At 66.8% G+C, this 21,707-nt stretch carries 22 protein-coding genes and 1 tRNA gene; 12 read left to right on the top strand and 11 right to left on the bottom strand.

The features are described from left to right. Window positions 1-77: 77 nt before the first annotated feature. The 4 genes from cysS to AC4EEV_RS14995 form a co-directional block, all read right to left on the bottom strand. Entirely contained in the window at window positions 78-1,544 is a 1,467-nt protein-coding gene (cysS, locus tag AC4EEV_RS15010; RefSeq protein WP_491329332.1) for a cysteine--tRNA ligase, read from the bottom strand. Window positions 1,545-1,553: 9 nt separating this feature from the next. Continuing rightward, window positions 1,554-2,054, bottom strand: a complete 501-nt coding sequence (ispF, locus tag AC4EEV_RS15005; protein WP_026264734.1) for a 2-C-methyl-D-erythritol 2,4-cyclodiphosphate synthase — start codon at window positions 2,052-2,054, stop codon at window positions 1,554-1,556. A gap of 8 nt (window positions 2,055-2,062) precedes the next feature. Continuing rightward, window positions 2,063-2,842: a 2-C-methyl-D-erythritol 4-phosphate cytidylyltransferase gene (gene ispD, locus AC4EEV_RS15000; RefSeq protein ID WP_018762310.1), complete on the bottom strand. Its 780-nt coding sequence runs from the start codon at window positions 2,840-2,842 to the stop codon at window positions 2,063-2,065. Between the two features lie 107 nt (window positions 2,843-2,949). Beyond that, window positions 2,950-3,432 carry a CarD family transcriptional regulator gene (locus AC4EEV_RS14995; protein WP_011690592.1) on the bottom strand — a complete coding sequence of 161 codons (483 nt, stop codon included), beginning with the start codon at window positions 3,430-3,432 and terminating at the stop codon, window positions 2,950-2,952. A 271-nt stretch (window positions 3,433-3,703) separates the two neighbouring features. Here AC4EEV_RS14995 and AC4EEV_RS14990 point away from each other — a divergent pair, with 271 nt between their 5' ends. Beyond that, window positions 3,704-4,267 (top strand): hypothetical protein, encoded by a 564-nt coding sequence (locus AC4EEV_RS14990; RefSeq protein ID WP_018762312.1) that lies wholly within the window; start codon window positions 3,704-3,706, stop codon window positions 4,265-4,267. A gap of 105 nt (window positions 4,268-4,372) precedes the next feature. On the opposite strand, the gene AC4EEV_RS14985 is transcribed toward AC4EEV_RS14990, so the two are convergent. Both AC4EEV_RS14985 and AC4EEV_RS14980 read right to left on the bottom strand, forming a co-directional pair. Then, on the bottom strand, window positions 4,373-5,053 hold the full coding sequence (locus AC4EEV_RS14985; protein WP_026264738.1) for a response regulator transcription factor: 681 nt from the start codon (window positions 5,051-5,053) through the stop codon (window positions 4,373-4,375). Continuing rightward, window positions 5,050-6,291 carry a sensor histidine kinase gene (locus AC4EEV_RS14980; RefSeq protein WP_491330896.1) on the bottom strand — a complete coding sequence of 414 codons (1,242 nt, stop codon included), beginning with the start codon at window positions 6,289-6,291 and terminating at the stop codon, window positions 5,050-5,052. The genes AC4EEV_RS14985 and AC4EEV_RS14980 overlap by 4 nt, the downstream gene beginning before the upstream one ends. Before the next feature lie 205 nt (window positions 6,292-6,496). Between AC4EEV_RS14980 and phoU the strand changes: the two genes are divergently transcribed. Then, the gene (gene phoU, locus AC4EEV_RS14975; protein WP_026264739.1) at window positions 6,497-7,159 is read left to right on the top strand and encodes a phosphate signaling complex protein PhoU; all 663 of its coding nucleotides are present in this window, start codon (window positions 6,497-6,499) and stop codon (window positions 7,157-7,159) included. Window positions 7,160-7,299: 140 nt separating this feature from the next. On the opposite strand, the gene AC4EEV_RS14970 is transcribed toward phoU, so the two are convergent. Beyond that, the gene (locus AC4EEV_RS14970) at window positions 7,300-8,046 is read right to left on the bottom strand and encodes a phosphoglyceromutase (RefSeq protein WP_491329331.1); all 747 of its coding nucleotides are present in this window, start codon (window positions 8,044-8,046) and stop codon (window positions 7,300-7,302) included. Between the two features lie 101 nt (window positions 8,047-8,147). Between AC4EEV_RS14970 and AC4EEV_RS14965 the strand changes: the two genes are divergently transcribed. After that, the gene (locus AC4EEV_RS14965; protein ID WP_491329330.1) at window positions 8,148-9,002 is read left to right on the top strand and encodes a class I SAM-dependent methyltransferase; all 855 of its coding nucleotides are present in this window, start codon (window positions 8,148-8,150) and stop codon (window positions 9,000-9,002) included. Here the strand turns inward: AC4EEV_RS14965 and AC4EEV_RS14960 are convergent. Continuing rightward, entirely contained in the window at window positions 8,987-9,340 is a 354-nt protein-coding gene (locus tag AC4EEV_RS14960) for a DUF2516 family protein (RefSeq protein WP_018762318.1), read from the bottom strand. The two genes, AC4EEV_RS14965 and AC4EEV_RS14960, sit on opposite strands and share 16 nt — an antisense overlap. Window positions 9,341-9,349: 9 nt before the next feature. Beyond that, window positions 9,350-10,540 (bottom strand): trans-sulfuration enzyme family protein, encoded by a 1,191-nt coding sequence (locus AC4EEV_RS14955; protein WP_491329329.1) that lies wholly within the window; start codon window positions 10,538-10,540, stop codon window positions 9,350-9,352. Window positions 10,541-10,675: 135 nt separating this feature from the next. Here AC4EEV_RS14955 and tmk point away from each other — a divergent pair, with 135 nt between their 5' ends. The 5 genes from tmk to AC4EEV_RS14930 all read left to right on the top strand — a co-directional run bounded on the left by tmk (window position 10,676) and on the right by AC4EEV_RS14930 (window position 14,885). After that, complete coding sequence (tmk, locus tag AC4EEV_RS14950; RefSeq protein WP_491329328.1) at window positions 10,676-11,368, top strand: dTMP kinase; 693 nt, start codon at window positions 10,676-10,678, stop codon at window positions 11,366-11,368. Next, on the top strand, window positions 11,365-12,528 hold the full coding sequence (locus AC4EEV_RS14945) for a DNA polymerase III subunit delta' (RefSeq protein WP_491329327.1): 1,164 nt from the start codon (window positions 11,365-11,367) through the stop codon (window positions 12,526-12,528). Before tmk ends, AC4EEV_RS14945 begins: the two co-directional genes overlap by 4 nt. Beyond that, window positions 12,525-14,093, top strand: a complete 1,569-nt coding sequence (locus AC4EEV_RS14940) for an alpha/beta hydrolase (protein ID WP_491329326.1) — start codon at window positions 12,525-12,527, stop codon at window positions 14,091-14,093. The genes AC4EEV_RS14945 and AC4EEV_RS14940 overlap by 4 nt, the downstream gene beginning before the upstream one ends. Window positions 14,094-14,198: 105 nt before the next feature. After that, window positions 14,199-14,271: transfer RNA gene (locus tag AC4EEV_RS14935), tRNA-Thr, on the top strand. 113 nt (window positions 14,272-14,384) lie between these two features. Then, window positions 14,385-14,885, top strand: coding sequence for a DM13 domain-containing protein (locus tag AC4EEV_RS14930; RefSeq protein ID WP_491329325.1), 501 nt, complete (start codon window positions 14,385-14,387; stop codon window positions 14,883-14,885). A 78-nt stretch (window positions 14,886-14,963) separates the two neighbouring features. Here AC4EEV_RS14930 and AC4EEV_RS14925 read toward each other — a convergent pair whose 3' ends face one another. Next, entirely contained in the window at window positions 14,964-15,701 is a 738-nt protein-coding gene (locus AC4EEV_RS14925; RefSeq protein ID WP_491329324.1) for a PspA/IM30 family protein, read from the bottom strand. A gap of 383 nt (window positions 15,702-16,084) precedes the next feature. Between AC4EEV_RS14925 and AC4EEV_RS14920 the strand changes: the two genes are divergently transcribed. Both AC4EEV_RS14920 and AC4EEV_RS14915 read left to right on the top strand, forming a co-directional pair. Next, window positions 16,085-16,999, top strand: coding sequence for a polysaccharide deacetylase family protein (locus AC4EEV_RS14920; protein WP_491329323.1), 915 nt, complete (start codon window positions 16,085-16,087; stop codon window positions 16,997-16,999). A gap of 123 nt (window positions 17,000-17,122) precedes the next feature. Next, a complete protein-coding gene (locus AC4EEV_RS14915; protein WP_491329322.1) occupies window positions 17,123-17,761 on the top strand; it encodes a hypothetical protein in 639 nt (212 codons plus the stop codon). A gap of 16 nt (window positions 17,762-17,777) precedes the next feature. Here the strand turns inward: AC4EEV_RS14915 and AC4EEV_RS14910 are convergent, their stop codons facing one another. Then, window positions 17,778-19,019, bottom strand: a complete 1,242-nt coding sequence (locus AC4EEV_RS14910; protein ID WP_491329321.1) for an NAD(P)/FAD-dependent oxidoreductase — start codon at window positions 19,017-19,019, stop codon at window positions 17,778-17,780. Window positions 19,020-19,147: 128 nt separating this feature from the next. On the opposite strand from AC4EEV_RS14910, the gene AC4EEV_RS14905 reads away from it, so the two are divergent. After that, the gene (locus AC4EEV_RS14905) at window positions 19,148-20,122 is read left to right on the top strand and encodes a hypothetical protein (protein ID WP_491329320.1); all 975 of its coding nucleotides are present in this window, start codon (window positions 19,148-19,150) and stop codon (window positions 20,120-20,122) included. A gap of 181 nt (window positions 20,123-20,303) precedes the next feature. Next, entirely contained in the window at window positions 20,304-21,704 is a 1,401-nt protein-coding gene (gad, locus tag AC4EEV_RS14900) for a glutamate decarboxylase (protein ID WP_109044731.1), read from the top strand. The last annotated feature ends 3 nt before the right edge of the window (window positions 21,705-21,707 follow it).

The following is a 21,707-nucleotide window of genomic DNA, read 5'->3' as shown; positions in this document are numbered from 1 at the left end:
GAGTCTGCCTACCAGTCTACTGACCGAAGAAAAATCGACGCGCGGGGGCTGCGGGCGTGCTCAGGGGCAGTGGCTGATCAGTCCCGCTTGAGGCTCCAGGTGGCACCGTCCGGGCCGTCTTCCACCACGACGCCGGCCTGGTTGAGGGTGTCCCGGATGGCGTCGGAAGCAGCCCAGTCCTTGGCGGCACGGGCAGCGGCACGGGCCGCCAGCTGCGCCTCCACCAGGACGCCCAAGGCGTCGGCCTCCCGGCTGCCCGCCTGCCCGGAACCGGCGACGGCGTTGAGTCCCAGGACGTCGGTCATGGTGACGACGGCGTACATCGCTTTCCGGGCAGCGTCGTCGTCCCCGTCCGCCAGGGCCGTGTTCCCGGCCCGCACGGTCTCGTGCAGCGCCGCCAGGGCACGCGGAACATTCAGGTCGTCGTCCATCGCAGTTGAAAACGCGTCAAGTGCCTCAGCCGGGTCAGCGGAGCCGCCGGCCACCAACCCGAAATCGGCGCCGAAGCGCGCCACGGCCTTCGCCAGGAACCCGTCGATGCGTTCGACGGCGGCAGCGGCTTCCTGAAGGGACGTGGGCCGGTAGTCCAGGACGGAGCGGTAGTGGGCCTGGCCAAGGTAGTAGCGGACAACCCGAGGGGAAGCGAGTTCCAGCATTTCGGTGGGGCTGATGGTGTTCCCAACGGATTTGGACATCTTTTCGCCCTGGTAGGTCACCATGCCGTTGTGCATCCAGAAGTTGGCGAAGCCATGTCCCGCAGCCTGCGACTGGGCCATCTCGTTTTCGTGGTGCGGGAAACGCAGGTCCAGTCCGCCGCCGTGGATGTCGAAGGCAGTCCCCAGGTACTTGGTGACCATGGCGGAGCATTCCAGGTGCCAGCCCGGACGCCCCGCACCCCACGGCGAGGCCCAGCTGGCGGTGGCCGGCTCGCCTTCTTTGGAACCCTTCCACAACGCAAAGTCGCGGGGATCCTTCTTCCCGCGGGGATCGGCGTCGGGCGCTGCCTGCATGTCGTCGATGTTTTGCCGGGTGAGTGCCCCGTAGTTGCCCCAGGAACGGACGTCAAAGTACACGTCGCCTGATTCGTCCAGCGCGGGGTAGGCGTGGCCGCGGTCGATGAGCTGTTGGATCAGGGCGTGCATCTCGGGGATGTGCCCGGTGGCCCGGGGCTCGTACGTGGGGCGGGAGACGCCGAGGGTGTCGTAGGCCGCCAGGAATTCCCGCTCGTAACGGTATGCCAGCGCCCACCACTCCTCCCGCGGCACTTCTCCCGGCTCGGGGATGAAGTCCGGCGCGAATGATGCCTCGGATTTGGCGAGGATCTTGTCGTCAATGTCCGTGACGTTGCGGACCACAGTGACGCGAAGGCCCCGGTATTGCAGCCAGCGGGTCAGCTGGTCGAAGGCGATGGCGGAACGGATGTGCCCCACGTGGGGCATTCCCTGCACCGTGGCCCCGCAGTAATAGAGGCTGACCTTGCCCTCAACGATCGGGGTGAAGTTCCGGACTTCGGCGGAGGCGGTGTCATAGAAGCGCAGGGTCACCGCTCCAGACTAGCCGATGGTGCCGCTGGTCCGTGGGTAGACCAAGGCGGTAGCCACCGCGGAGATGCCCTCGCCACGGCCGGTGAATCCCAGGCCGTCGCTGGTGGTGGCAGTGACGCTCACCGGTGCACCGGCGGCCTCTGAGAGGACGTGCTGAGCTTCTTCCCGGCGGGGACCGAACTTCGGCCGGTTGGCCACGAACTGGACGGCGATATTGCCGATCTCGAAACCCGCAGCCCGGACGATCCGCGCCGCTTCGGCGAGCAGCGTCACACCCGACGCACCGGCGAATTCCGGGCGGTCGGTGCCGAAGTGGGTGCCAAGGTCGCCGATGCCGGCGGCGGAGAACAGCGCATCCGCTGCGGCGTGGGCCACCGGGTCGCCGTCAGAATGGCCGGCCAGGCCGCGTTCGCCGGGCCAGAAGAGTCCGCCGAGCCACAACGGGCGGTCCTTGCCGTGGGCGGCGTATGCATGGACGTCGATACCCACACCGGTCCGCGGCAGGATCATGTCCGCGCTCACCCTTCCACCCACCGGGCGCCAAGGGGACCCTCAAGGAGCCCTTCGGCGAAGATCAGGTCAAGCGGCGTGGTGATCTTCAGCGACTGGGTTGAGCCGCGGACAGCGTAGACCGGCGTCCCCAGCATCTCCACGAGCATTGCGTCATCGGTGACGGCCGCCGACTCCCGCCGGTCCAGGCCCTCGGCGGACCGGTGCGCCTGCACCAGCGTGTCGAGGGTGAATCCTTGGGGTGTCTGAACGGCCCGCAGTTCCTCGCGGCGGGCCGTTCCCGTGACCACCTCCGGCGCGAAAACGCTGTCCCCTCCGGACGTGGCTGCAACGGTCTTGATGGTGTCCACGACGGGGAGAACGGGAATGACGGCGGCAGCGCCGGCGGCAAGGGCTTCCGTTACGCGGTGGAAGACGGACTCGGGCGTCAGCGCCCTGGCGGCATCATGGACCAGGACCGCTTCCGTGCCGTCCATCAGGGCAGCCATACCGGCGCGGACGGAGTCAGCCCGGGTGGCGCCGCCGTCCACAAGGGTGAGGAGGGGGCCGCCGTCGGCCAGTTCGTCCCGGAAACTGCCGCAGAGACGGCGCAGGCCTTCGTCCCCTGCGGGCAGCACCACGCAGACCTGGCTCGCAACACCGGAGGCGACGATGCCCCGCAAGGCATGCATCAGGATCGGTTCGCCTCCGAGGGGGACAGCCGCCTTGGGCATCCCGTAGCCGAGCCGCTGCCCGGAACCGGCGGCCACCACGATGACTCCCGTGACCAGGGGCGTTGATTCACTCATGCGGACTAGCCTACGACGCCGTGGCGGCTGCGCCGTGCCCGGGACGCAGCCCGGTTTCGGGCAAAAAGAAGCCCCGGCGGCACGTTAGTGCTGCCGGGGCTAAATTCTTAGGAAGCCAGGACCTCGTCGAGAACGCTTGCGGCCTTCTCCTCGTCGGTCTTTTCAGCCAGTGCCAACTCTGAAATCAGAATTTGGCGGGCCTTGGCCAGCATTCGCTTTTCGCCTGCGGAAAGGCCCCGGTCGTGATCCCGGCGCCACAGGTCGCGAACGACCTCTGCCACCTTGATGACGTCACCGGAAGCAAGCTTCTCCAGATTTGCCTTGTACCTGCGTGACCAGTTGGTGGGTTCTTCGGTGAACTCGGCACGAAGCACATCAAACACGTGCTCCAGGCCTTCCTTGCCCACTACGTCCCGAACCCCAACAAGGTCCACGTTTTCTGCTGGAACTTCAATGGTCAGATCACCCTGAGCCACCTTGAGCTTGAGATACATCTTCTCTTCGCCCTTGATGGTGCGCATCTTGATTTCTTCAATCTTCGCAGCACCGTGGTGAGGGTAAACTACTGTCTCGCCGACCTCAAATACCATGTGGACATTTCCCCTTTCCCGCAGACCAGTTTATCACGATTCAGGCATATGACCGGCCGGAGAAAGGGCTCCCAACCGCGAAAATACGCGGAAAAACGGCCCAATCGACCTCCTCGACCCCCTTGACGGATGAGGATATTAGTGCATCAGGTGAGCGTTCCCACAGTCGATGTGACGGCCTCGAATCCTCGTTTGACCCCGTTTGCGGATAGGCTATGGCTGCAAAAGACTTCAAATTTCTCGAGGAGTACGTGACGTGCGTTCCACTGCGATGAACCGGGCCCAGCGCGGCAAACTGGCACTGACGGCTGCTGCCCTTGGCGTCAGCCTGCTGACTGCGGGCTGCGGTTACATCACGCCCCAGCAGACCAGCCACCAGTACTCCGCCTCGGACGGCATCCGCGCAGACCTCGGCCCGTTGCAGCTGCGGAACATCCTCATCGTTTCCAGCGGCGAAGACGGACCCGGCCGCCTGATCGGCGCGGTCTACAACTCCTCTTCCAAGGACGTGAAGCTCACGGTCAACGGCGCCAAGGGCTCACAGACCGAAGTTCCGGTGAAGGCGAACTCCTACACGTTGCTGAACGAAAACACCGACCCTGCCATCCTGAGCACCACCGGCGGAAAGCCGGGTTCGCTGGTGGACGTCAAGATCAGCGAGAACGGCACAAACGTCACCAGCACGGTCAAGGTGCCGGTCCTGGATGCCACATTGAAGGAATACAAGGACTACCTGCCCACTGCGAGCCCGTCGGCTTCGCCGTCGTCGTCCGCCGGCGCCAGCGCAACGGCCACCGCCACGCCAAGCGCAACGGCAACCGCCACCAGCCGCTAGCGGGGAGCCCGCCAAGGCGGGCGCCCGAGACGTACAGCAAAGGGAGGGCCGGTTGGCCCTCCCTTTGCTGTTGCGCTGGCCTGGACAGCCTTGGCTGCCCGGGGCCTAGGGTTCGAACTTGTAACCGAGGCCCCGCACGGTGACCAGGAACCGGGGTGCGGAGGGATCTGGCTCGATCTTGCCGCGGAGGCGTTTGACGTGGACGTCAAGGGTCTTGGTGTCGCCGACGTAGTCCGACCCCCAGACCCGGTCAATCAGCTGCCCCCGGGTGAGGACCCGGCCGGAGTTGCGCAGGAGCATCTCCAGGAGCTCAAACTCCTTCAATGGCAGCAGGACCTGCTCGCCGTCCACACTCACGACGTGGCGTTCGATGTCCATCCGGACCGGGCCGGCCTGGACCGTTGAGGAAATCAGTTCCTCCGGCTCGCCCTGGCGCCGCAGGACCGCCCTGACCCGGGCCACCAGTTCGCGGGAGGAATAGGGCTTGGTGACGTAGTCGTCCGCGCCGAGCTCCAGGCCCACGACTTTGTCGATCTCCGAGTCCTTGGCCGTCAGCATGATCACTGGAACGCTGGAACGCTGCCTGAGCTGGCGGCATACCTCGGTGCCGGACAGGCCGGGCAGCTGCAGGTCCAGCAGGACAAGGTCGGCGCCGTTGCGGTCGAATTCCGTGATCGCGTCGAGGCCGTTGTCCACCACCTCAACCTCGAATCCTTCCTTGCCCAGCAAATAGGACAAGGGATCGCTGAACGACTCCTCGTCCTCCACTATCAAAATCCTGCTCAAGCGCTAGCTCCTCGTTCTGTTGCGCCGGCGGCGCGGGGTACTTGGGTGGGTGCAGGCCGGCCGGCCGGCTGCCGCGCCGGCGACGGTGCCGGAGCGTCGGGGACCGGACGGTCGCTGTCCTGTCCTTCCATCTCGGGAAGCCGCAGCGTGAAGGTCGATCCTTGGCCCGGCTGGGACCAGAGCGTCACCTCGCCGCCATGGTTTGAGGCCACATGTTTGACGATGCTCAGGCCCAGGCCGGTGCCGCCGGTCTGTCGCGAACGGGCGGCATCGACGCGGTAGAAGCGTTCGAAGACGCGTTCCTGATCCTCGGGCGTGAGCCCGTCCCCTTGGTCGGTCACGGAGATGGACACCAGGCCCTCCCTGGAACGTACGCCGATTCCCACTCTGGTGTTGGCCGGTGAATAGCGGATGGCGTTGTCGATGAGGTTGCGCAGCGCGGTGACCAAAAGGTCCTGGTCGCCGAAGACCTTGCCCTCGGTGCGGCCGCCCACCACGATGCTGATGTTCTTGCTCTCGGCGGGCAGCTGCGACCGGTCCACGGCCTCGGCGATGACCGCGTTGATGTCCACGGGGCCGCCTTGCTGCGTCACGCTGGCGCCCTGCAGCCGGGACAGCTCGATGATGTCCTGGACCAGTGCGGCGAGGCGGGCTGACTCCTTGTGCATCCGCTTGGCGAACCGGCGGACCGCTTCTTCGTCGTCCGCGGACGACTCGAGGGCCTCGGCCAGCAGGGAAATGGCGCCGACGGGCGTCTTCAGTTCATGCGAGACGTTGGCGACGAAGTCGTTACGGATCTCTTCCGTGCGGGTGATCTCGGTCCGGTCATCGGCCAGGAGCAGGATGTATTCCTCACCCAGCATGGCTGCCCGGACCTGGACGATGATGGTCCCCTGCCCCAGCGGTCCGCGCGGGAGCTCCAGCTGCTTCTCCAGGATGACGCCATCGCGCCGCACACCCGCGGTCATGTCCAGGAGTTCCTTGTGGACCACGGTATGGCCGCGGACCAGGCCGTAGGCGTAGGCTGCCGGGCTGGCACGGACAACGCCGTCGACGTCATCCAGGACCACGAAGGCACGTCCGACGACGGCCAGCACCTCCGCCGCCCCGTCCGGCAGCGCAGGTTCCCCGGCGTCGACCTCCAGCAGCTCGCGCTGCTTCTCGCTGACCCGGAACGCCAGCACGCCGAACGTGCCAAGCGCCAGGCCGACGAGGCCTGCAACCAGACCAATGAGCATAGGATCCACAGCTCCACTTTATGCTCTTGCCCGGAGGCCACCGGCGCTTCGAAGCCCTCACCGCGAACGGTTCAACTAACGTTCACCTCCATGGGCATAATCGTTTACCGGGCGATGACAGAGTTAATGGTTAGAGCGCCCCATGGCGACACGATTCCTGCTGCCCTGGAGCGGCCGGCAGGAGTTCCAAGGAAAGGACGCCTACGTGCGTAAGGTTTTTCAGGAAGAGCTCACCCAGGTCGGTGACCAGCTGGTGGAGATCTCCCGGCTGGTCAGCGAAGCCATAGACAAGGCCACCACTTCATTCCAGGTCGCGGACGTGGACCTCGCCCAGGACGTCATCGCGGCGGATGCGCGCATCGACTTCCTGCAGAACAGCCTCGATGAGCGGGCCATCGACATCCTGGCTTTGCAGGGTCCCGTGGCGAGCGACCTGCGCATGATCGTGGGCTCGCTGCGGATGAGTGCCTCACTGGAGCGGATGGGCGACCTCGCGCGCCACATCGCCCAGCTGGCCCGCCTCCGGTACCCGTCCACGGTCATTCCGGAGTCCATGACCGGGACCTTCAACCGCATGGCCGAACTGGACCAGGAGATCGCCGACAAATTGACGGTGCTGCTGGAGAGCCGCGACCTCGAGGTGGCCAGGGACATCCTGAAGGCGAACACCGCCATCAATGACCTGCACCTGAGCGTCTTCAAGGCCATCGCCTCACCCGAGTGGACCGAGTCGCCGGCGACCACCGTGGACGTGGCCCTCGCCAGCCGCTACTTCGAGCGGTTCGCGGACCACGGCGTCTCCGTCGCCCAGAAAGTGACCTACCTGGTCACCGGCGCGTGGCAGCCCAACGCGACTGAACACAGCTAACCAGGCGGATAACGACGGCGGGCTGGTCACCCCAGGTGACCAGCCCGCCGTCGTCGTTTCACATTTGACGCAGCGCGTTCTTCGGCCGGAGTGCGTCTAAGGGAGGAACGACCGAGCACCCGGCGAAGAACCGCGAAGTCTTACTTCTTGCCCTGGTTGGCTACGGCCAGGATGGCCTGCTCAGCGGCCTCTGGGTCCAGGTAGGTTCCACCGGGCTTGATCGGCTTGAAGTCATCGTCGAGGTCGTACACCAGCGGAATGCCGGTGGGGATGTTCAGCCCGGCGATGGCCTCGTCACTGATGCCGTCCAGGTGCTTGACCAGCGCACGAAGCGAGTTGCCGTGGGCTGTGACCAGGACGGTCTTGCCTGCCTTGAGGTCTTCCTTGATGTCCGATTCCCAGTAGGGCAGCAGGCGTACCAGGACGTCCTTGAGGCACTCGGTGCGCGGGAGGGCGTCGCCGAGGCCGGCATAGCGGGGGTCGTGGGCCTGGGAGAACTCGGAGGCGTCATCCAGGGGCGGCGGCGGAGTGTCGTAGGACCGGCGCCATTCCATGAACTGCGCTTCACCGTATTCGGCCAGGGTCTGGGCCTTGTCCTTGCCCTGCAGCGCGCCGTAATGGCGTTCGTTCAGGCGCCAGTCACGCTTGACCGGGATCCAGCCGCGGTCGGCTTTGTCCAGCGCGATGTTGGCGGTGTTGATGGCCCGCTTCAGCAGGGAGGTGTACAGCACATCCGGGAGGATGTGGTTCTCCACCAGCAGCTCACCGCCCCGCGCTGCTTCCGCGCGGCCCTGGTCGTTCAGGTCAACGTCCACCCAGCCGGTGAACAGGTTCTTGGCGTTCCATTCGCTGTGGCCGTGGCGCAGCAGAATCAGCTTGTAAGTCATGATTTTCATCCTAGCCGAGCAGTGTTGCCGGCCGCCCAGCGTTACATGGCCGGGCAGGCTTTTGGACCCGCCTCCACCCCCGCGGGGATAGTGTTGGGGCCGTGGTTCAAAAGGCTGAACGGGTGAATACCCCACAACTTTCCGGCAGGACATCTGCCGGCCGGCAGGGCCGGCCGGTAGGCAACGTCACCCGGGGAACCACCAACCCCAACCGGATGCGGCGGGTGGACCGCTGGCTGACGGGACCGCAGGCGTGGCGGCTGCGGTCCGCGGCCGACCCCCTCGTGGTTGACCTGGGCTACGGCGCCACCCCGGCCACCGCCGTCGAACTCTTTGAGCGCCTTGCCACAGTGCGGGCGGACGTCCGCGTGTCCGGCATCGAAATCGAGCCCGGGCGCGTGCAGGCGGCGATCCCGCTCCAGCGTCCGGGACTGACCTTCCATGTGGGCGGCTTCGAGCTTCCCGTCCCCGGCCGTCCGGTCCTGGTCCGGGCCTTCAACGTGCTGCGCCAGTACGAGGAAGCGGATGTGCCGGGCATCTGGCGCCTGGTTCAGGACCGGTTGGCACCGGGCGGCCTGTTTATCGACGGCACGTGCGACGAAGTGGGGCGCCGGGTGACGTGGGTTGCGCTTGACCGTGAGCGGCCGCTGTCCTTGAGCATTTCGGTCCGCTTCGGCAGCTTCGACCTGCCCTCGGAGGTGGCCGAGCGCCTGCCGAAGGCCCTCATTCACCGCAATATTCCCGGTGATCGGGTCCACGACTTCCTGCTGGCGCTGGACCGGGCCTGGCTGGAATGCGCCCCCCTTGCCTCGTTCGGGAACAGGCAGCGCTGGGTGGGCATGTGCCGGAGCCTGCGCGACGCCGGGTGGCCGGTCCAGGACGGCCCGGCCAGATGGCGGCTGGGCGAACTAACCGTGGGCTGGGACGCCGTGGAACCTGGCTACCAGGGGCCGTAGGGCCCCGTGTTGCGGCTGCCGCCGCGGCCGGCGTCCTTCACGGCGGGGCGGACATCGGCGAGGTAAACGGAGGCGGCCACGACCGCGGCGAGCCCAAACAGGCCAAGGGTGCTGACAATCCCGCCGCCGGCGCCGAACAGCGAAATCACGCCCACCAGTGTGGCGCCGCCGGTCAGCGCGAGCCAGAAGGCCTTGGTCCGCTTGCCAGTCGCCTCGAACGCGTTGGCGCGGTGCCGGGCACAGTCCACCAGCGCCCACAATTCCAGTCCCAGGGCCACCAGGCCAAGGATAAAGAACACTGCCTGTTCTACAGGCCGAATAATCAGTTCACCGTCCACGAACCCAGCCTAGCCGCCCAGCGTGTCCAGCGCCTGCTTCAGGTCCGCCCAGAGATCCTCCACGTTCTCGACCCCCACGCTGAGGCGAACCAGGTTGTCCGGCACGCTGGCAGGTTCTGCTGCGTGCCTGCGACGGCGTTCGATCAGGGACTCGACGCCGCCCAGTGACGTGGCGGGGAGCCATAATGCGAGGGCCTCCACCACCTTGTCCGCAGCGTCGGCACCGCCCAGGCCGGCGGCCGGCGCCACCTGCACGCAGATGATGGAGCCGAAGCCCTTCATCTGGGCCTGGGCCCGCTCATGGCCGGGGTCCGACGGGAGGCCCGGGAAGCGGACGGATTCAATGGCGGGGTGGGCCGCGAGGCGCTCCGCCAGCAGCATCGCGGAGCTTTGGGACCGCTCCACCCGCAGTGCAAGGGTCCGCAGTCCGCGCAGCGCCAGCCATGCTTCGAAAGGTCCGGCGATGGCGCCGTGGATGATGCGGTGGTGCAGCAAGGCGGACCGGATGTCCGGGTTGGAGGTGACCAGCGCCCCAAGGACGACGTCGGAGTGCCCGGCGAGGTATTTGGTCACCGAGTGGAGCACGACGTCGGACCCGAGCCGGAGGGGCTGCTGCACCAAAGGGGTGGAAAAGGTGTTGTCCGTGACGACGATGGCTCCTGCGGCGTGGGCGGCCTCGGCGACGGCCGCCATGTCAGCGATTCCCAACATCGGGTTGGTGGGACTTTCCAGCCAGAGCATGGCCGCGGCCCGGGCCCCGGGACCGGTGGGCGCCAGGGCAGCTTTGACACCATCGGTATCAGCGATGTCCACGGTGCGGAGCTCTATGAAGCCCTTCTGGGCAAGTTCGGAGGCCATGACCAGCGAGCCCGAATAGCTGTGGTCCGGCATCACCAGCACTCCCCCGGCCGGGATCAGGGACAACGCCGAGCTGACGGCCGCCAGGCCTGAGGCGTACAGCAGGCCCGGCAGCGCGGAGCCCTCCAGCTGGCCCAGCGCCTCTTCGAAGGGATCCCACGTCGGGTTCGAATAACGGCCGTAACCCCGGTCCCCGTCGCCCAGCGGACCGGTGCCGAAGTAGGTGGAGGACAAGGTGATGGGCGGGTTGACCGGCTGGTCCCTTTCCCGGGGCGGACGTCCGGCCGCGACCACGACGGTCTCGGGGGAAAGGGACGCGGCCTGGTGCTCGGAAAGACTCATGTTCAACAGCGTACTGTCCGGCCGGGATCCGCCTGAAAGGGGTGCCGCCGTATGGACGCCTTGCGTTCACCGGCTATCCACACAGGGTGCGGCGACGGGTCAAAAAATGTCGGTCCGGCTCGGTAGGCTTGGGAGGTGAGCAAACAAAAGGCGGGCGTGTTCATCGCATTCGAAGGTGGCGATGGCGCCGGCAAGTCGACGCAGGCGGCCCGGCTTGCGGCTGAGCTGGAATCGCGGGGGTACACCGTGCGCCGCACCCGTGAACCCGGCGGCACCCCGGTAGGCGAAAAGCTGCGTTCGCTGGTTCTGGACCATGGCAACGGCGAGATCGATGCCCATACCGAGGCCCTTATTTTCGCGGCGTCCCGGGCCGCCCACGCCGCGCAGGTCATCCGGCCGGCACTCGGCCGCGGCGAAATCGTGCTGACCGACCGCTACATTGACTCGTCAGTGGCCTACCAGGGGGCGGGCCGCGACCTCGGCCAGGACGCCGTCAAGTCCCTCAACGACTGGGCCACCTCGGGCCTGCAGCCCCACCTCACAGTCCTCTTGGACGTCGACCCGCGGCTTGGCCGCAGCCGCCGCACGGCCGGCCAGGCGGCCGAGGACCGTCTGGAGTCCGAGGCTGATGACTTCCACACCAGGATTCGGAAGGCTTTCCTCGACCTCGCTGCCGGCCGCCCCGGGTCCTACCTGGTCCTGCCCGCGGAACTGCCGGCGGACGAACTCGCGGCGCAAATCCGCGACCGGGTCGACGCACTGCTGGCCGGCCCGGTTCCTTCCAATGGGTTGCCCTCCCGGCAGGGGACGGACGGTGGCGGCTCGTGACGGTGTGGGATGACCTCCAGGGCCAAACCGCCGTCGTCGAACAACTGCGCCAGGCGGCAAGCGGCGAAGGCCTGACCCACGCCTGGCTGTTTACCGGGCCGCCGGGCTCCGGTCGCTCCAACGCAGCCAAGGCCTTCGCTGCCGCGCTGAACTGCGACCAGGAAGACGTGGGCATGCGGGGCTGCGGCCAGTGCCAAGCGTGCCGCACCATCCTCGGGGAAACCCACTCGGACGTCACCTTCGTCCGCACGGAGAAGGTCACCATCACCATTGATGAGGCCCGCGAACTGGTGGCAACAGCGGGGAACCGGCCGTCCGCGGGGCGTTGGCGGATCATCGTGGTGGAGGATGCCGACCGGATGGCTGAGCGGACCACCAACGTGCTGCTGAAGGCCATCGAGGAACCCACCCCGCGCACTGTGTGGATGCTCTGCGCACCGTCCCCGGCCGACGTCCTGGTGACCATTCGGTCCCGCTGCCGCAGTGTTGCCTTGCGGCTGCCGCCTGCCGCGGAAGTTGCAGCCCTGCTGGTCAGGCGGGACGGCGTTGATCCTGAGCTCGCCGAACGCGCGGCGCGGGCAGCGCAAAGCCACGTGGGGATCGCCCGCCGGCTGGCCCGGGACCCCGCCGCCCGGGAACGCCGCCTGGAGACGGTGCGGTTCCCGCTCGGGCTCCGTGGCGTCACAGCCGCGGTGATGATGGCGGACAAGCTGGTGAAGATCGCAACCGCAGAGGCCACCAGCTCCAACGAGGAGCGCGACGCCGCGGAAAAAGCAGCCCTCCTGGCAACACTTGGCGCGCCCGAGTCCGGCACGCTCCCCCCGGCGATGCGCAGCCAGGTGAAACAGCTTGAGGACGACCAGAAGCGGCGGGCCAAGCGCTCCATCACGGACTCCTTGGACCGGACCCTCACGGACCTCCTGTCCTTCTACCGGGACGTGTTGATCATCCAGCTGGGGAACGCCGTGGAGCTGGTCAACGTTGAACTCAGGAGTGAGCTGGAGGAGTTCGCCGCCCGCAGTACTCCGGAAGGCACGCTTGCCCGGATGGATGCCATCAACAAAGCCCGCGAACGCATCACCACCACAAACGTCGCCCCGCTGCTGACCCTCGAGTCCATGGCGGCCAGCCTGATCCAGCCCTCCAAGGAGACCCGATGACTGCCCGCCCCCTGCCCGCACGCCACAGGTCCTTGCTGCCCGCCGTCCGCGCCGCGGGCGCCATGGCCCTGGTCATGGTCCTTGCCTCGTGCAGCCTCCTCAACGGCGGGGACAAGAACCCGCCGGAGGCGGCCACCGCCAAGGCCGACCCCTCGATCGTGGCGTCCGCGCCCGCCGGGCTGGAGAAGTTTTACTCGCAGGAAGTCGTCTGGCAGCCCTGCGAAGGCGAATTCCAGTGCGCCAAGGTGACCGTCCCGATGGACTACGCCAACCCGGCCGGCGACACCATCCAAATCGCGGCCCTGCGGGCCCCCAGCAGCGGCAAGAAAACGGGCAGCCTGCTGGTCAATCCGGGAGGCCCGGGCGCGTCCGGCTATGACTTCGTGAAGGACGCCGCTGCGACACACTTCTCGGCGGCCGTCCGCAATGCGTACGACCTCGTGGGCTTCGATCCCCGCGGCGTCAAGCGTTCCGCTCCCGTGACCTGCATGACCGACGCGGAGCGTGACGCGGCACGCGCCAAGACCTACGCCCTCGAAACCGACACCGGGCTGGCGGCGGCACTGGCGGACAACAAGGCAATCGCTGCCCAGTGCGCGGCGCAAACCGGCCCGGTCCTGGCGCATATCGACACCGTTAGCGCCGCCAAGGACCTGGACGTGCTGCGTGCGGTGGTCAATGACACCAAACTGAATTATCTCGGATACTCGTACGGGACCTTCTTGGGCTCCACCTACGCTTCATTGTTTCCGGACAACGTGGGCCGGATGGTCCTTGACGGCGCCCTCGACCCGTCCATCAGCAATGAGGACCTGACCAGCGGCCAGGCCCGCGCGTTCGAGAAGGCCATCCACACCTACGTCGCCAGCTGCCAGCGGCAGGGCAAGTGCCCGCTGACCGGCGACGTCGACTCCGGCGTGCAACAGATCCGGGACCTCATCGACGCCGTCCAACAGACCCCCCGCACCGCCAAGGACGGCCGCCTGGTCAACGCGACGACGTTCGTCAGCGGCCTGATCACCCCGCTCTACAACGACCAGAGCTGGCCTGCCCTCACCCAGGCGCTGGAGGCCGCCATGAACGGGGATGTGAGCCTGGTGCTGCGCCTCGCCGACATCAGCGCCGACCGTGCGACCGACGGCTCGTACACCTCCAATTCCACGTTCGCGTTCAACGCGATCAACTGCCTTGACTACCCCATGGTTTCGGACACCGCCGGCATGCGGGCGGAGGAGAAGCGCCTGGAACAGGACTCCCCCACCTTTGGCTACTTCTTCGCCTACGGCGGGACCAGCTGCGCTGACTGGCCGTACAAGAACGTCCGGACGCCGCAGGCGGTCGAATACTCGGGGAACTCCCCGATCGTGGTCATCGGAACCACGGGCGACCCCGCCACCCCGGTTGATTGGGCTGCCTCCCTGCGCAAACAGCTGGGGAACGCCTCGCTGCTGACTTGGAAGGGCGAGGGGCACACAGCCTACGGCCGGGCCAACAGTTGCCTCGAAGATTCGGTGGACAATTACCTGGTCGGGGGCAAAGTTCCGGCCGACAACACCGTGTGCTGAACGCCTCAGCGGCCTGCACCTGTCCCATTTTGACCGCGGCGCAGAGACTCTATTACAGTTGACTCTTGCATGAAGGGCCCGGTTCAGTCCGGGATTTTGTGCGGTGCTTCCTTAGCTCAGTCGGTAGAGCGTTTCACTCGTAATGAAAAGGTCATCAGTTCGATTCTGATAGGAAGCTCGGGATAAACCCCGGACAGCCCCTTGTTTTAGGGGTTTCCGGGGTTTTTCGCTGGTTAACGGGTGGCTGCCCACTCGCGGGCAGGGCGCCAAGGGAACGAATCATTTGGGGGAATGATGAAATTGATCCACGCTGCCCTGCTCGTTGCACTTCTGGCTCCGGTGCTCACCGCGTGTACTTACGAAGATGCGGACCATGACGACGCGGACCTTCACGTTGAGTCCCTCTCGACTCCAAGCAGCCACCTGCCCGAACGCAGGACCCTGACAGGCCAATTCCAGTCCGAGGGTGCGACCACAACCGGGACCGTGACGATCGACGTGAGCGAGACGGGCGCGAGCCTGCACCTGGAAGATCTGGTGACCGCACCGGGTGATGATCTGCGGATCATGTTGAGCCCGGGGACGATATCCCCCGGGACCGGCGGCCAATCCTCGGTGTGGGCAACCAGGATGGTCGAACTCGGACCACTGGGATCGGGCGCCAGCCAAAGATTCGACATGGACGCAGGCATGTGGAATTCCCTGCCGGATCCTGTCCGCAGCGTTGTCATTTACAACTACGCGTACAAGATCTCCTACGGCACTGCCAACCTGTCTGAGGCACTTAACTGACACACAAAAGTTGGTCAAGGCCGGTCACGATGGATCGGACAGCGAGGAGCCACACCGTGCCGGCTGACCCGCGGCCGCTTATGAGCCGTGGTTATCGATGGCTTTCCGGTCCATGGACTTGAGCGCCGCGAGCCGTGCCTCCACTTCGGTCTGCTCTCCAAGGTCCTCAAGAGAGGCGAACTGTGCATCCAGGGATGAGGCAGCGATTTCCTGCTGGCCGCGGACCGTCGCTTCCTGCCGGCGGATCCTCTCCTCGTAGCGTCCGATCGCCGAAGTTGGGTCCCCCCTGTCCAAGGCTTTGAGGGCGTCGTGGACCTGCGACTGCGCGGCGGCCACCGTTGCCCGGTTGACGAGCTGGTTGCGCTTGGCGGTCAGCTCACCGAGCTTGCCACGCATCTGGTCCAGCCCTTGTTTGAGCTTGTTGACGACCTCGTTTTGCGCTGCCAGGGCAGGAGCCTGCGCCTTGGCTGTCGCTTCGGCGGACATCTGCCGCTGCAGGGCGAGCTTGGCGAGGGCGTCGAACTTGTCAGCGTCCACGCTGTTTCCCGCGGCCCGGAATTCGTCCGCCTTGCGGGACGCGGCAACCGCCTTGCGGCCCCAAGTGCCGGCGTCCTCGACGGCGCGGGCGTAATCGTCCTCGGCCATCCGGAGATTGCCGATGGTCTGGGCAACAGCCGCCTCGGCCTCACGGATGTTCTCCGAGTAGTCCCGAACCATCTGGTCCAGCATCTTTTTCGGGTCCTCGGCGGAGTCCAGGAGGGCGTTCAGATTGGCCTTCGCGAGCTGCGCGACGCGGGCGAAAATACTCTGCTTCACAGTGCCTTTCTATCGGTACTGGTCGCCGGATTCAATGTGGACGGCACCAGCGAACGCAGAAGCTCCCTGCACGCCACCATGATTCGCCGGCAAGGACGGGCCCGGAGGTCGTGGTCCTCCCCGGGCTTTGCCGGTTACCGGCCACATTGGCGCGCAGGCGCACCGCCGCAGTTCCGTTTTCACGGTAGGCCAAGGCTGGCGCGGTATCATCCCGTCATGACCCCCTTCGTTCCGGCTGCAGTTCCGTGCGCCGTCGCACAACCGGCGCTGCCTTGCCCCGCCACGTCCAGCGCTCCCCGGTTCAGGGTCAACGGGGATCAGTCATGGGACGGCTTGAAGTCCCTGCGGGGTAACTGACCGTGGAACCACAAGGAGCACGCCACATGAGCCAGGACGGCAAAGGTCCCGGCCGCAGGACCGTACTGCTGGCCGCGGTGCTCACGCTGTCAGCTGCCGTACCGGATCTCCAGCCCGACCGGCGGCGGGCGGCTGACGCTGCAGAAACGGTCACGGAACCGTCAAGCGTTCCCTCACACGCGCCCGCCCGGATTGTCGACGTAAACCCGGACGATTCCTCGCCCCTCCCCGCCTCAATGCCGTCCGTGCCGTCCCGGGCCGACATTGTCGCCGCGTACGGAAAGCACCAGGCCCACTACTGGGGACTGGAAGCGCCCGGCGTCCTGACAAGGCTTCCACCCGCTTCACAGGGCATCTCGCTGACCTTTGACTTTTGCGGCGGACCCGGCGGCAGCGGCTATGACCAGGCGCTGCTGGACACCCTGCGCCAGCGGCACATCCCTGCCACGCTCTTCCTGAACTCGCGGTGGATCACCGCCAACCCCTCAACAGCACGGCAATTGGCAGCCGACCCGCTGTTCGAACTGGCCAACCACGGAACATCGCACAAGCCGCTGTCCACCACTGGAAACAACGCCTACGGGATCCCCGGGACAAAGAACGCCGGAGAAGTCTATGACGAGGTCATGCCCAACGACCTCGCGCTGGCCGGGATCACCGGCGCCCGTCCCCGCTACTTCCGCCCCGGCACCGCCTACATGGACGACGTCGCCGCCGACATCCTCCATGCCCTGGGTGTCAGGCCTGCAGGCTTCAGCATCAACGGCGACGGCGGTGCCACCTACACTGCCGCCGTCGTCGCCAAGGAAATCGGCAAGGCCAGGCCCGGGGATGTGGTGATCTGCCATGGCAACCACCCGAACGGCGGGACGGCTGAGGGCGTGGCCCACGCCCTCGACAAACTGCTGGCGGCCGGAATGTCCTTCACCCATCTCCCCTGACCACCGGCGCCACAGGCGCTGGCGGCCCCACCGCTGATCCGTTACGTTGGCAGGGACGCCCGCATCCACCGGCCCGGCAGGGCCGCGCGGGCAACGGTTGCACGCTGACGTTAGGACCCCCGAATGCCGGAACAGCACGAAGGCCCATCACTCGGCTGGGTCCCGGCCTGGGCCGACTTGCAGGGCCGCTCCGCCGAACCGGCCGGCGCCGGTTTCATCCTGGACGCTGCCCCCGGTACCCCCGACGAACCGGCGGAGTACGTGGCAAGCTGGCCCGGCCCGGACTGGGAAGAGCTTGCCGGCACGGCGGCGGCCAGGCCCGGGGCGCGGCTGACCCTGATCGTCGCCACAGCCGCAGCGCAGGCGCCCGCCCCGCCTGGATTCTCCCCGGCCGCCGAGAGGATTCTGCTGAACGCCCCGACATCCCAGCTGGACACCGGCGTCGACCTGCCCGAGAATTCCCAGGTGGCCCTGGCACCCATGGACAGCTACGACGCCGTCGAAATCACTGTCTTTGACCACCCGGTGGCCAGGGGCCGCGTCCAGGTGCGGGACGAAGCTGCGGCCGTCACCATCCTCGAAGTCCCGGAGGGCCCGGACAAAGAAGTCTTCACGCGGGCCCTGTTCGCGGCCATGGCTGAAGAAGCGTTCCTGCATGGCGCCGCGCACCTGCATATGGTGGTTGAACCGAATGCAGCCGCCGGCTTCCAGGAGTCCGGCTGGACCACCGCGGGCCGCGTCCTGGGTTACGCCACGGCATAACGACGGCGGCGAGCGCCTAGTCCGGCCGTCCCACCACCACCTGCGCCGGGCTGTGCGTGAGGTAACCATTCGCCCACGAGAACAGGGCCCGGATTTTCTGCTGGAATCCGGGCAGCAGGGCGAGGTGCACCGCGAGCCAGGACACGAATGCCAGCGGCCCCTGCAGTTGCAGCCGCCGGCGCCCCAGCTCCGCCACCGCGGCGCCCCGGCCCACCATGGCCATGTATCCCTTATCCCAGTAGCGGAACGGCTCGCGCGTGCCGCCGGTCAGGTCGGCATGGATGTTGCGCGCAGCCCATTTGCCCGATTGCTGGGCGACCGAGCCGAGCTGTGGCAATCTATCGCCGGCGGCATCGGTGATGTTGGCGGAGTCACCCAACACGTAGACGCCTTCGAAGCCGGAAACCGTCAGGTCCGGTTGGACATCCACGCGCCCGCCCCGGCCCTGCGGCAGCCCGGACTCCGCGATGATCCGGCCCGCCTGGAGTCCACCGGCCCACACCACGATCCTGGCAGGAATAACCGTCCCGTCCTTGAGCGTCACACCGTCAGGCCTCACCTCGCCCACGGCCTGGCCCATGTGCAACTGAACGCCGAGCTTGGTCAGTCGGTCCCGCGCGTAAGCCTGGGATTTCTCCGAGAAGGCAGCCAGGACGTTGGGAACCATATCCACCAAATGCACATGGCAGCGTGCGGCCAGCCCCGGAGAAAAATACTTTGGCACGACGTATTTGACGTTCTCGGCCAGTGCCCCCGCGGTCTCCACACCCGTGGGGCCGCCGCCCACCACGATCACGTCGGCCCCGACGGCCGGCTCCCGGTCGGCCTCGTCCAGCACTGCCGTGATGGCCACGCTGAGGCGGGTGGCGTCTGCCACGGAGTACAGCGGGTAGGCGTGTTCGTCAGCGCCCGGCGTGTTGAAGTAATTAGGTACCGCGCCGGTGGCGATCACCAGGGCACGGGCCCGGTAGCTGGATCCATCACGGGTTGTCACCGTGCGGTTGGCAGCATCGATGGCTGTCACCTCCGCAGTGAGGACCCGCACGCCGTTGATGCGCCGGAATTCGGAGCGGAGTGGCCGGGTGACCGCTGAGACGCCGATCTGGGACGCGGCGACCTGGTAGAGCAGCGGCTGGAACTGCTGGTAGTTGTTCGTATCCAGCAGCAGCACCCGGATACCCTTGCGGCCCAACTCCTCGGCTGCCGACTTTCCGGCGAAACCGCCGCCAACCACAATCACCTGGTATGAATCGTCCATTCGAGCAACATACCCCTCCCCGCCTACGAGTAACAGGGACTCCGGGCACGGGCCTCCGGAAGGACGCGGCCGGCCGACCAGCCCGGGAGCGCCCAGGACCTTCAGGAGCCGGCACCTAAGATGGCGGCATGGAAGACGAACCCCTGGCGGACATTGCGGACAGGCTCTATGCCGGGGACCTCGACGGTTTCATTGCGGCCCGGGCTGCCGCGGCCAAGGAGGCTGCGGGGCAGGACAAAGAGTTGGCTGCGGCGGTCCGGGCGCTGGCGAAACCGTCCGTGGCCGCGTGGGCGGTTAATATGCTGGCCCGGCAACGGCCTGGCGTCCTGGCTGACCTGGCCGCCCTTGGGGAAAGGATGCGCTCAGCGCAGGAATCGCTGGATGCCGGCGCCCTCCGTGCGCTGGCACGCGAGCGCCGCACCCTGCTGGCTGCCGCCGTCGACACCGCACGGACCGTCGCTGCGGAGCAGGGGCGCCCCATCAGCGGCCCCATGGCCGCGGACGTGGAGGAGACCCTGCGGGCGCTGACCGCAGACGAAGGAGCAGCCGCGGCCGTTGCGAGCGGCCGCCTGCTGAAGGTCCTGACCGCCGATGGCGTCAACCAGGTGGACCTGGCCGGAGCGGTTGCGCTGCCCGGAACGCTCCCCGCAGTGCCGTCTTCCCCCAGGCCATCGGCGTCCCCGGCTGCACCGGACACAACGGCAGCAAAGACGCGGACGACGCCGCAACGCACCTCCCAGCCCAAGCCCGCCAAACCCCGCCTTGAGGCCGTGCGCCAAACTCCCCGGCCGGCGTCGCCCCCGGCGCTGGAACGGGCCAAGGCTGCCCATGCCCAGGCCAGCGCCGCCGAGGAAGAAGCCGCCCGGCGTTCAGCGGACCTGCAGGCGGAGGCCGAGGAGGCACGAACCGAGATCGCGGAACTGCGCCAGGAGACGGCCCTGCTCCGGGAAAGGCTGAAGGCCGCCGAGGAACGGCTGGAGATGGTCCGCAGGAAACTGTCCGGCATGGACGCCGAAGCCAAGCAGGCGGCCCGAGCCGCCGACAAGGCGCGCCGTGCCGCCATGCTGGCGCATGAACGCGTGCTGCGCCTGGGCAGCAACTGACCAGGAGGCACCCAGAGCCGTTGCCGGTCATCAAGGGTGGATCACGGCCCCGCCTGCGGAATGGTCTGGTTCGCACCGCTTGGACGACATGCGCCCGCGGGGACAGCCGCGGCGGGCGTTCCTTTGTAACGTGGACACCAGCCGCACAGCCCGGCGTTCACGAGCTTGAAGGAACCCTGCAATGACAAGGTCACACCGGACACCGAAGCATGAGCCCGAAACAAGCGTTGAGCTGAACCCATTGTTCAGTCGGGCGGGTGAATCCACCCTCTTCCCCCGTTTCACGATGCCCGAGGGCGAATCCCTGCCCTCCACCGCCTACCAGGTGGTCCACGACGAGGCGATGCTGGACGGCAACTCGCGGCTGAACCTGGCAACGTTCGTGGGGACGTGGATGGAACGCGAGGCCTCACAGCTCTACGCGGAAACCTTCGACAAGAACATGATCGACAAGGACGAGTACCCGCAGACGGCGCTCATCGAGACCCGGTGCTGGCGGATGCTTGCGGACCTGTGGAACGCGCCGGATCCGGCGAAGACCGTTGGTACCTCCACCATCGGTTCCTCCGAGGCGTGCATGCTCGGCGGCCTGGCCCTGAAGCGCCGGTGGCAGCATCGTCGGCGCGCCGCCGGACAGCCGACGGACAAACCCAACATCGTTCTCAGTTCAGCCGTCCAGGTGTGCTGGGAAAAGTTCTGCAACTACTGGGAAGTGGAAGCGCGCTTCGTTCCCGTGTCAGCGGAACACCCCAAGCTGGACGGCCATGACCTGGAGCGATACGTGGACGAGAACACCATTGGGGTGGTGGCCATCATGGGCGTCACGTACACCGGGGCCTACGAGTCCGTGGCGGGAATCTCCGCGGCCCTGGACGCCATCCAGGCAAACCGCGGCCTGGACATCCCCATCCATGTCGACGGTGCATCCGGGGCCATGATCGCGCCCTTCCTGCAGCCGGAGCTTGACTGGGATTTCCGGCTCCCCCGCGTAGCCTCCATCAACACCTCCGGCCACAAATACGGGCTGGTGTATCCGGGCCTCGGCTGGATCGTGTGGCGGGACGAGGAAGCGCTGCCCGAGGACCTCATCTTCCATGTCAGCTACTTGGGCGGGGACATGCCCACCTTCGCCTTGAACTTTTCCCGGCCCGGCGCCCAGGTGCTTCTGCAGTACTACCTGTTCCTTCGGCTTGGCTTCGCCGGCTACAAGTCCGTTCAGGCGACCTCCCGCGACGTCGCGCTCTACCTCTCCCGGGAGATCGGCGCCATGGAAGCTTTCACCCTGTGGAGTGACGGCTCCGACATCCCGGTCTTCGCCTGGCAACTCGCCGAAGGCCACACCAAGAACTGGAACCTCCACCACCTGTCCGAGCGGCTCAGGATGAACGGATGGCTTGTCCCGGCCTACCCGCTGCCCGAGGGACTCAGCGACACCACCGTGCAACGGATCGTGGTCCGCAACGGCTTCACCCGCGACCTCGCCGCCAGCTTCCTGGACGACCTCAAGAAAGAAGTCGCCTACCTGGACGCACTGACTTCGCCCATGCCCTCGGAGGGGCAGACGCCCGCCTTCCACCACTAGCAA

Source organism: Pseudarthrobacter sp. MOO14, assembly GCF_058267675.1.
The sequence above is the reverse complement of the archived record's forward strand: the minus strand, read 5'-3'. Positions and strand labels throughout refer to the sequence as shown.

Bases quoted from the DNA above. Each gene is read 5' to 3' on its own strand.
- ispF (WP_026264734.1), bottom strand. From the start codon at position 2,054: ATGATCCTGCCGCGGACCGGTGTGGGTATCGACGTCCATGCATACGCC.
- ispD (WP_018762310.1), bottom strand. From the start codon at position 2,842: ATGAGTGAATCAACGCCCCTGGTCACGGGAGTCATCGTGGTGGCCGCC.
- AC4EEV_RS14995 (WP_011690592.1), bottom strand. From the start codon at position 3,432: ATGGTATTTGAGGTCGGCGAGACAGTAGTTTACCCTCACCACGGTGCT.
- AC4EEV_RS14990 (WP_018762312.1), top strand. From the start codon at position 3,704: ATGAACCGGGCCCAGCGCGGCAAACTGGCACTGACGGCTGCTGCCCTT.
- AC4EEV_RS14980 (WP_491330896.1), bottom strand. From the start codon at position 6,291: ATGCTCATTGGTCTGGTTGCAGGCCTCGTCGGCCTGGCGCTTGGCACG.
- AC4EEV_RS14970 (WP_491329331.1), bottom strand. From the start codon at position 8,046: ATGACTTACAAGCTGATTCTGCTGCGCCACGGCCACAGCGAATGGAAC.
- AC4EEV_RS14955 (WP_491329329.1), bottom strand. From the start codon at position 10,540: ATGAGTCTTTCCGAGCACCAGGCCGCGTCCCTTTCCCCCGAGACCGTC.
- AC4EEV_RS14940 (WP_491329326.1), top strand. From the start codon at position 12,525: ATGACTGCCCGCCCCCTGCCCGCACGCCACAGGTCCTTGCTGCCCGCC.
- AC4EEV_RS14930 (WP_491329325.1), top strand. From the start codon at position 14,385: ATGATGAAATTGATCCACGCTGCCCTGCTCGTTGCACTTCTGGCTCCG.
- AC4EEV_RS14920 (WP_491329323.1), top strand. From the start codon at position 16,085: ATGAGCCAGGACGGCAAAGGTCCCGGCCGCAGGACCGTACTGCTGGCC.
- AC4EEV_RS14915 (WP_491329322.1), top strand. From the start codon at position 17,123: ATGCCGGAACAGCACGAAGGCCCATCACTCGGCTGGGTCCCGGCCTGG.
- AC4EEV_RS14910 (WP_491329321.1), bottom strand. From the start codon at position 19,019: ATGGACGATTCATACCAGGTGATTGTGGTTGGCGGCGGTTTCGCCGGA.
- AC4EEV_RS14905 (WP_491329320.1), top strand. From the start codon at position 19,148: ATGGAAGACGAACCCCTGGCGGACATTGCGGACAGGCTCTATGCCGGG.
- gad (WP_109044731.1), top strand. From the start codon at position 20,304: ATGACAAGGTCACACCGGACACCGAAGCATGAGCCCGAAACAAGCGTT.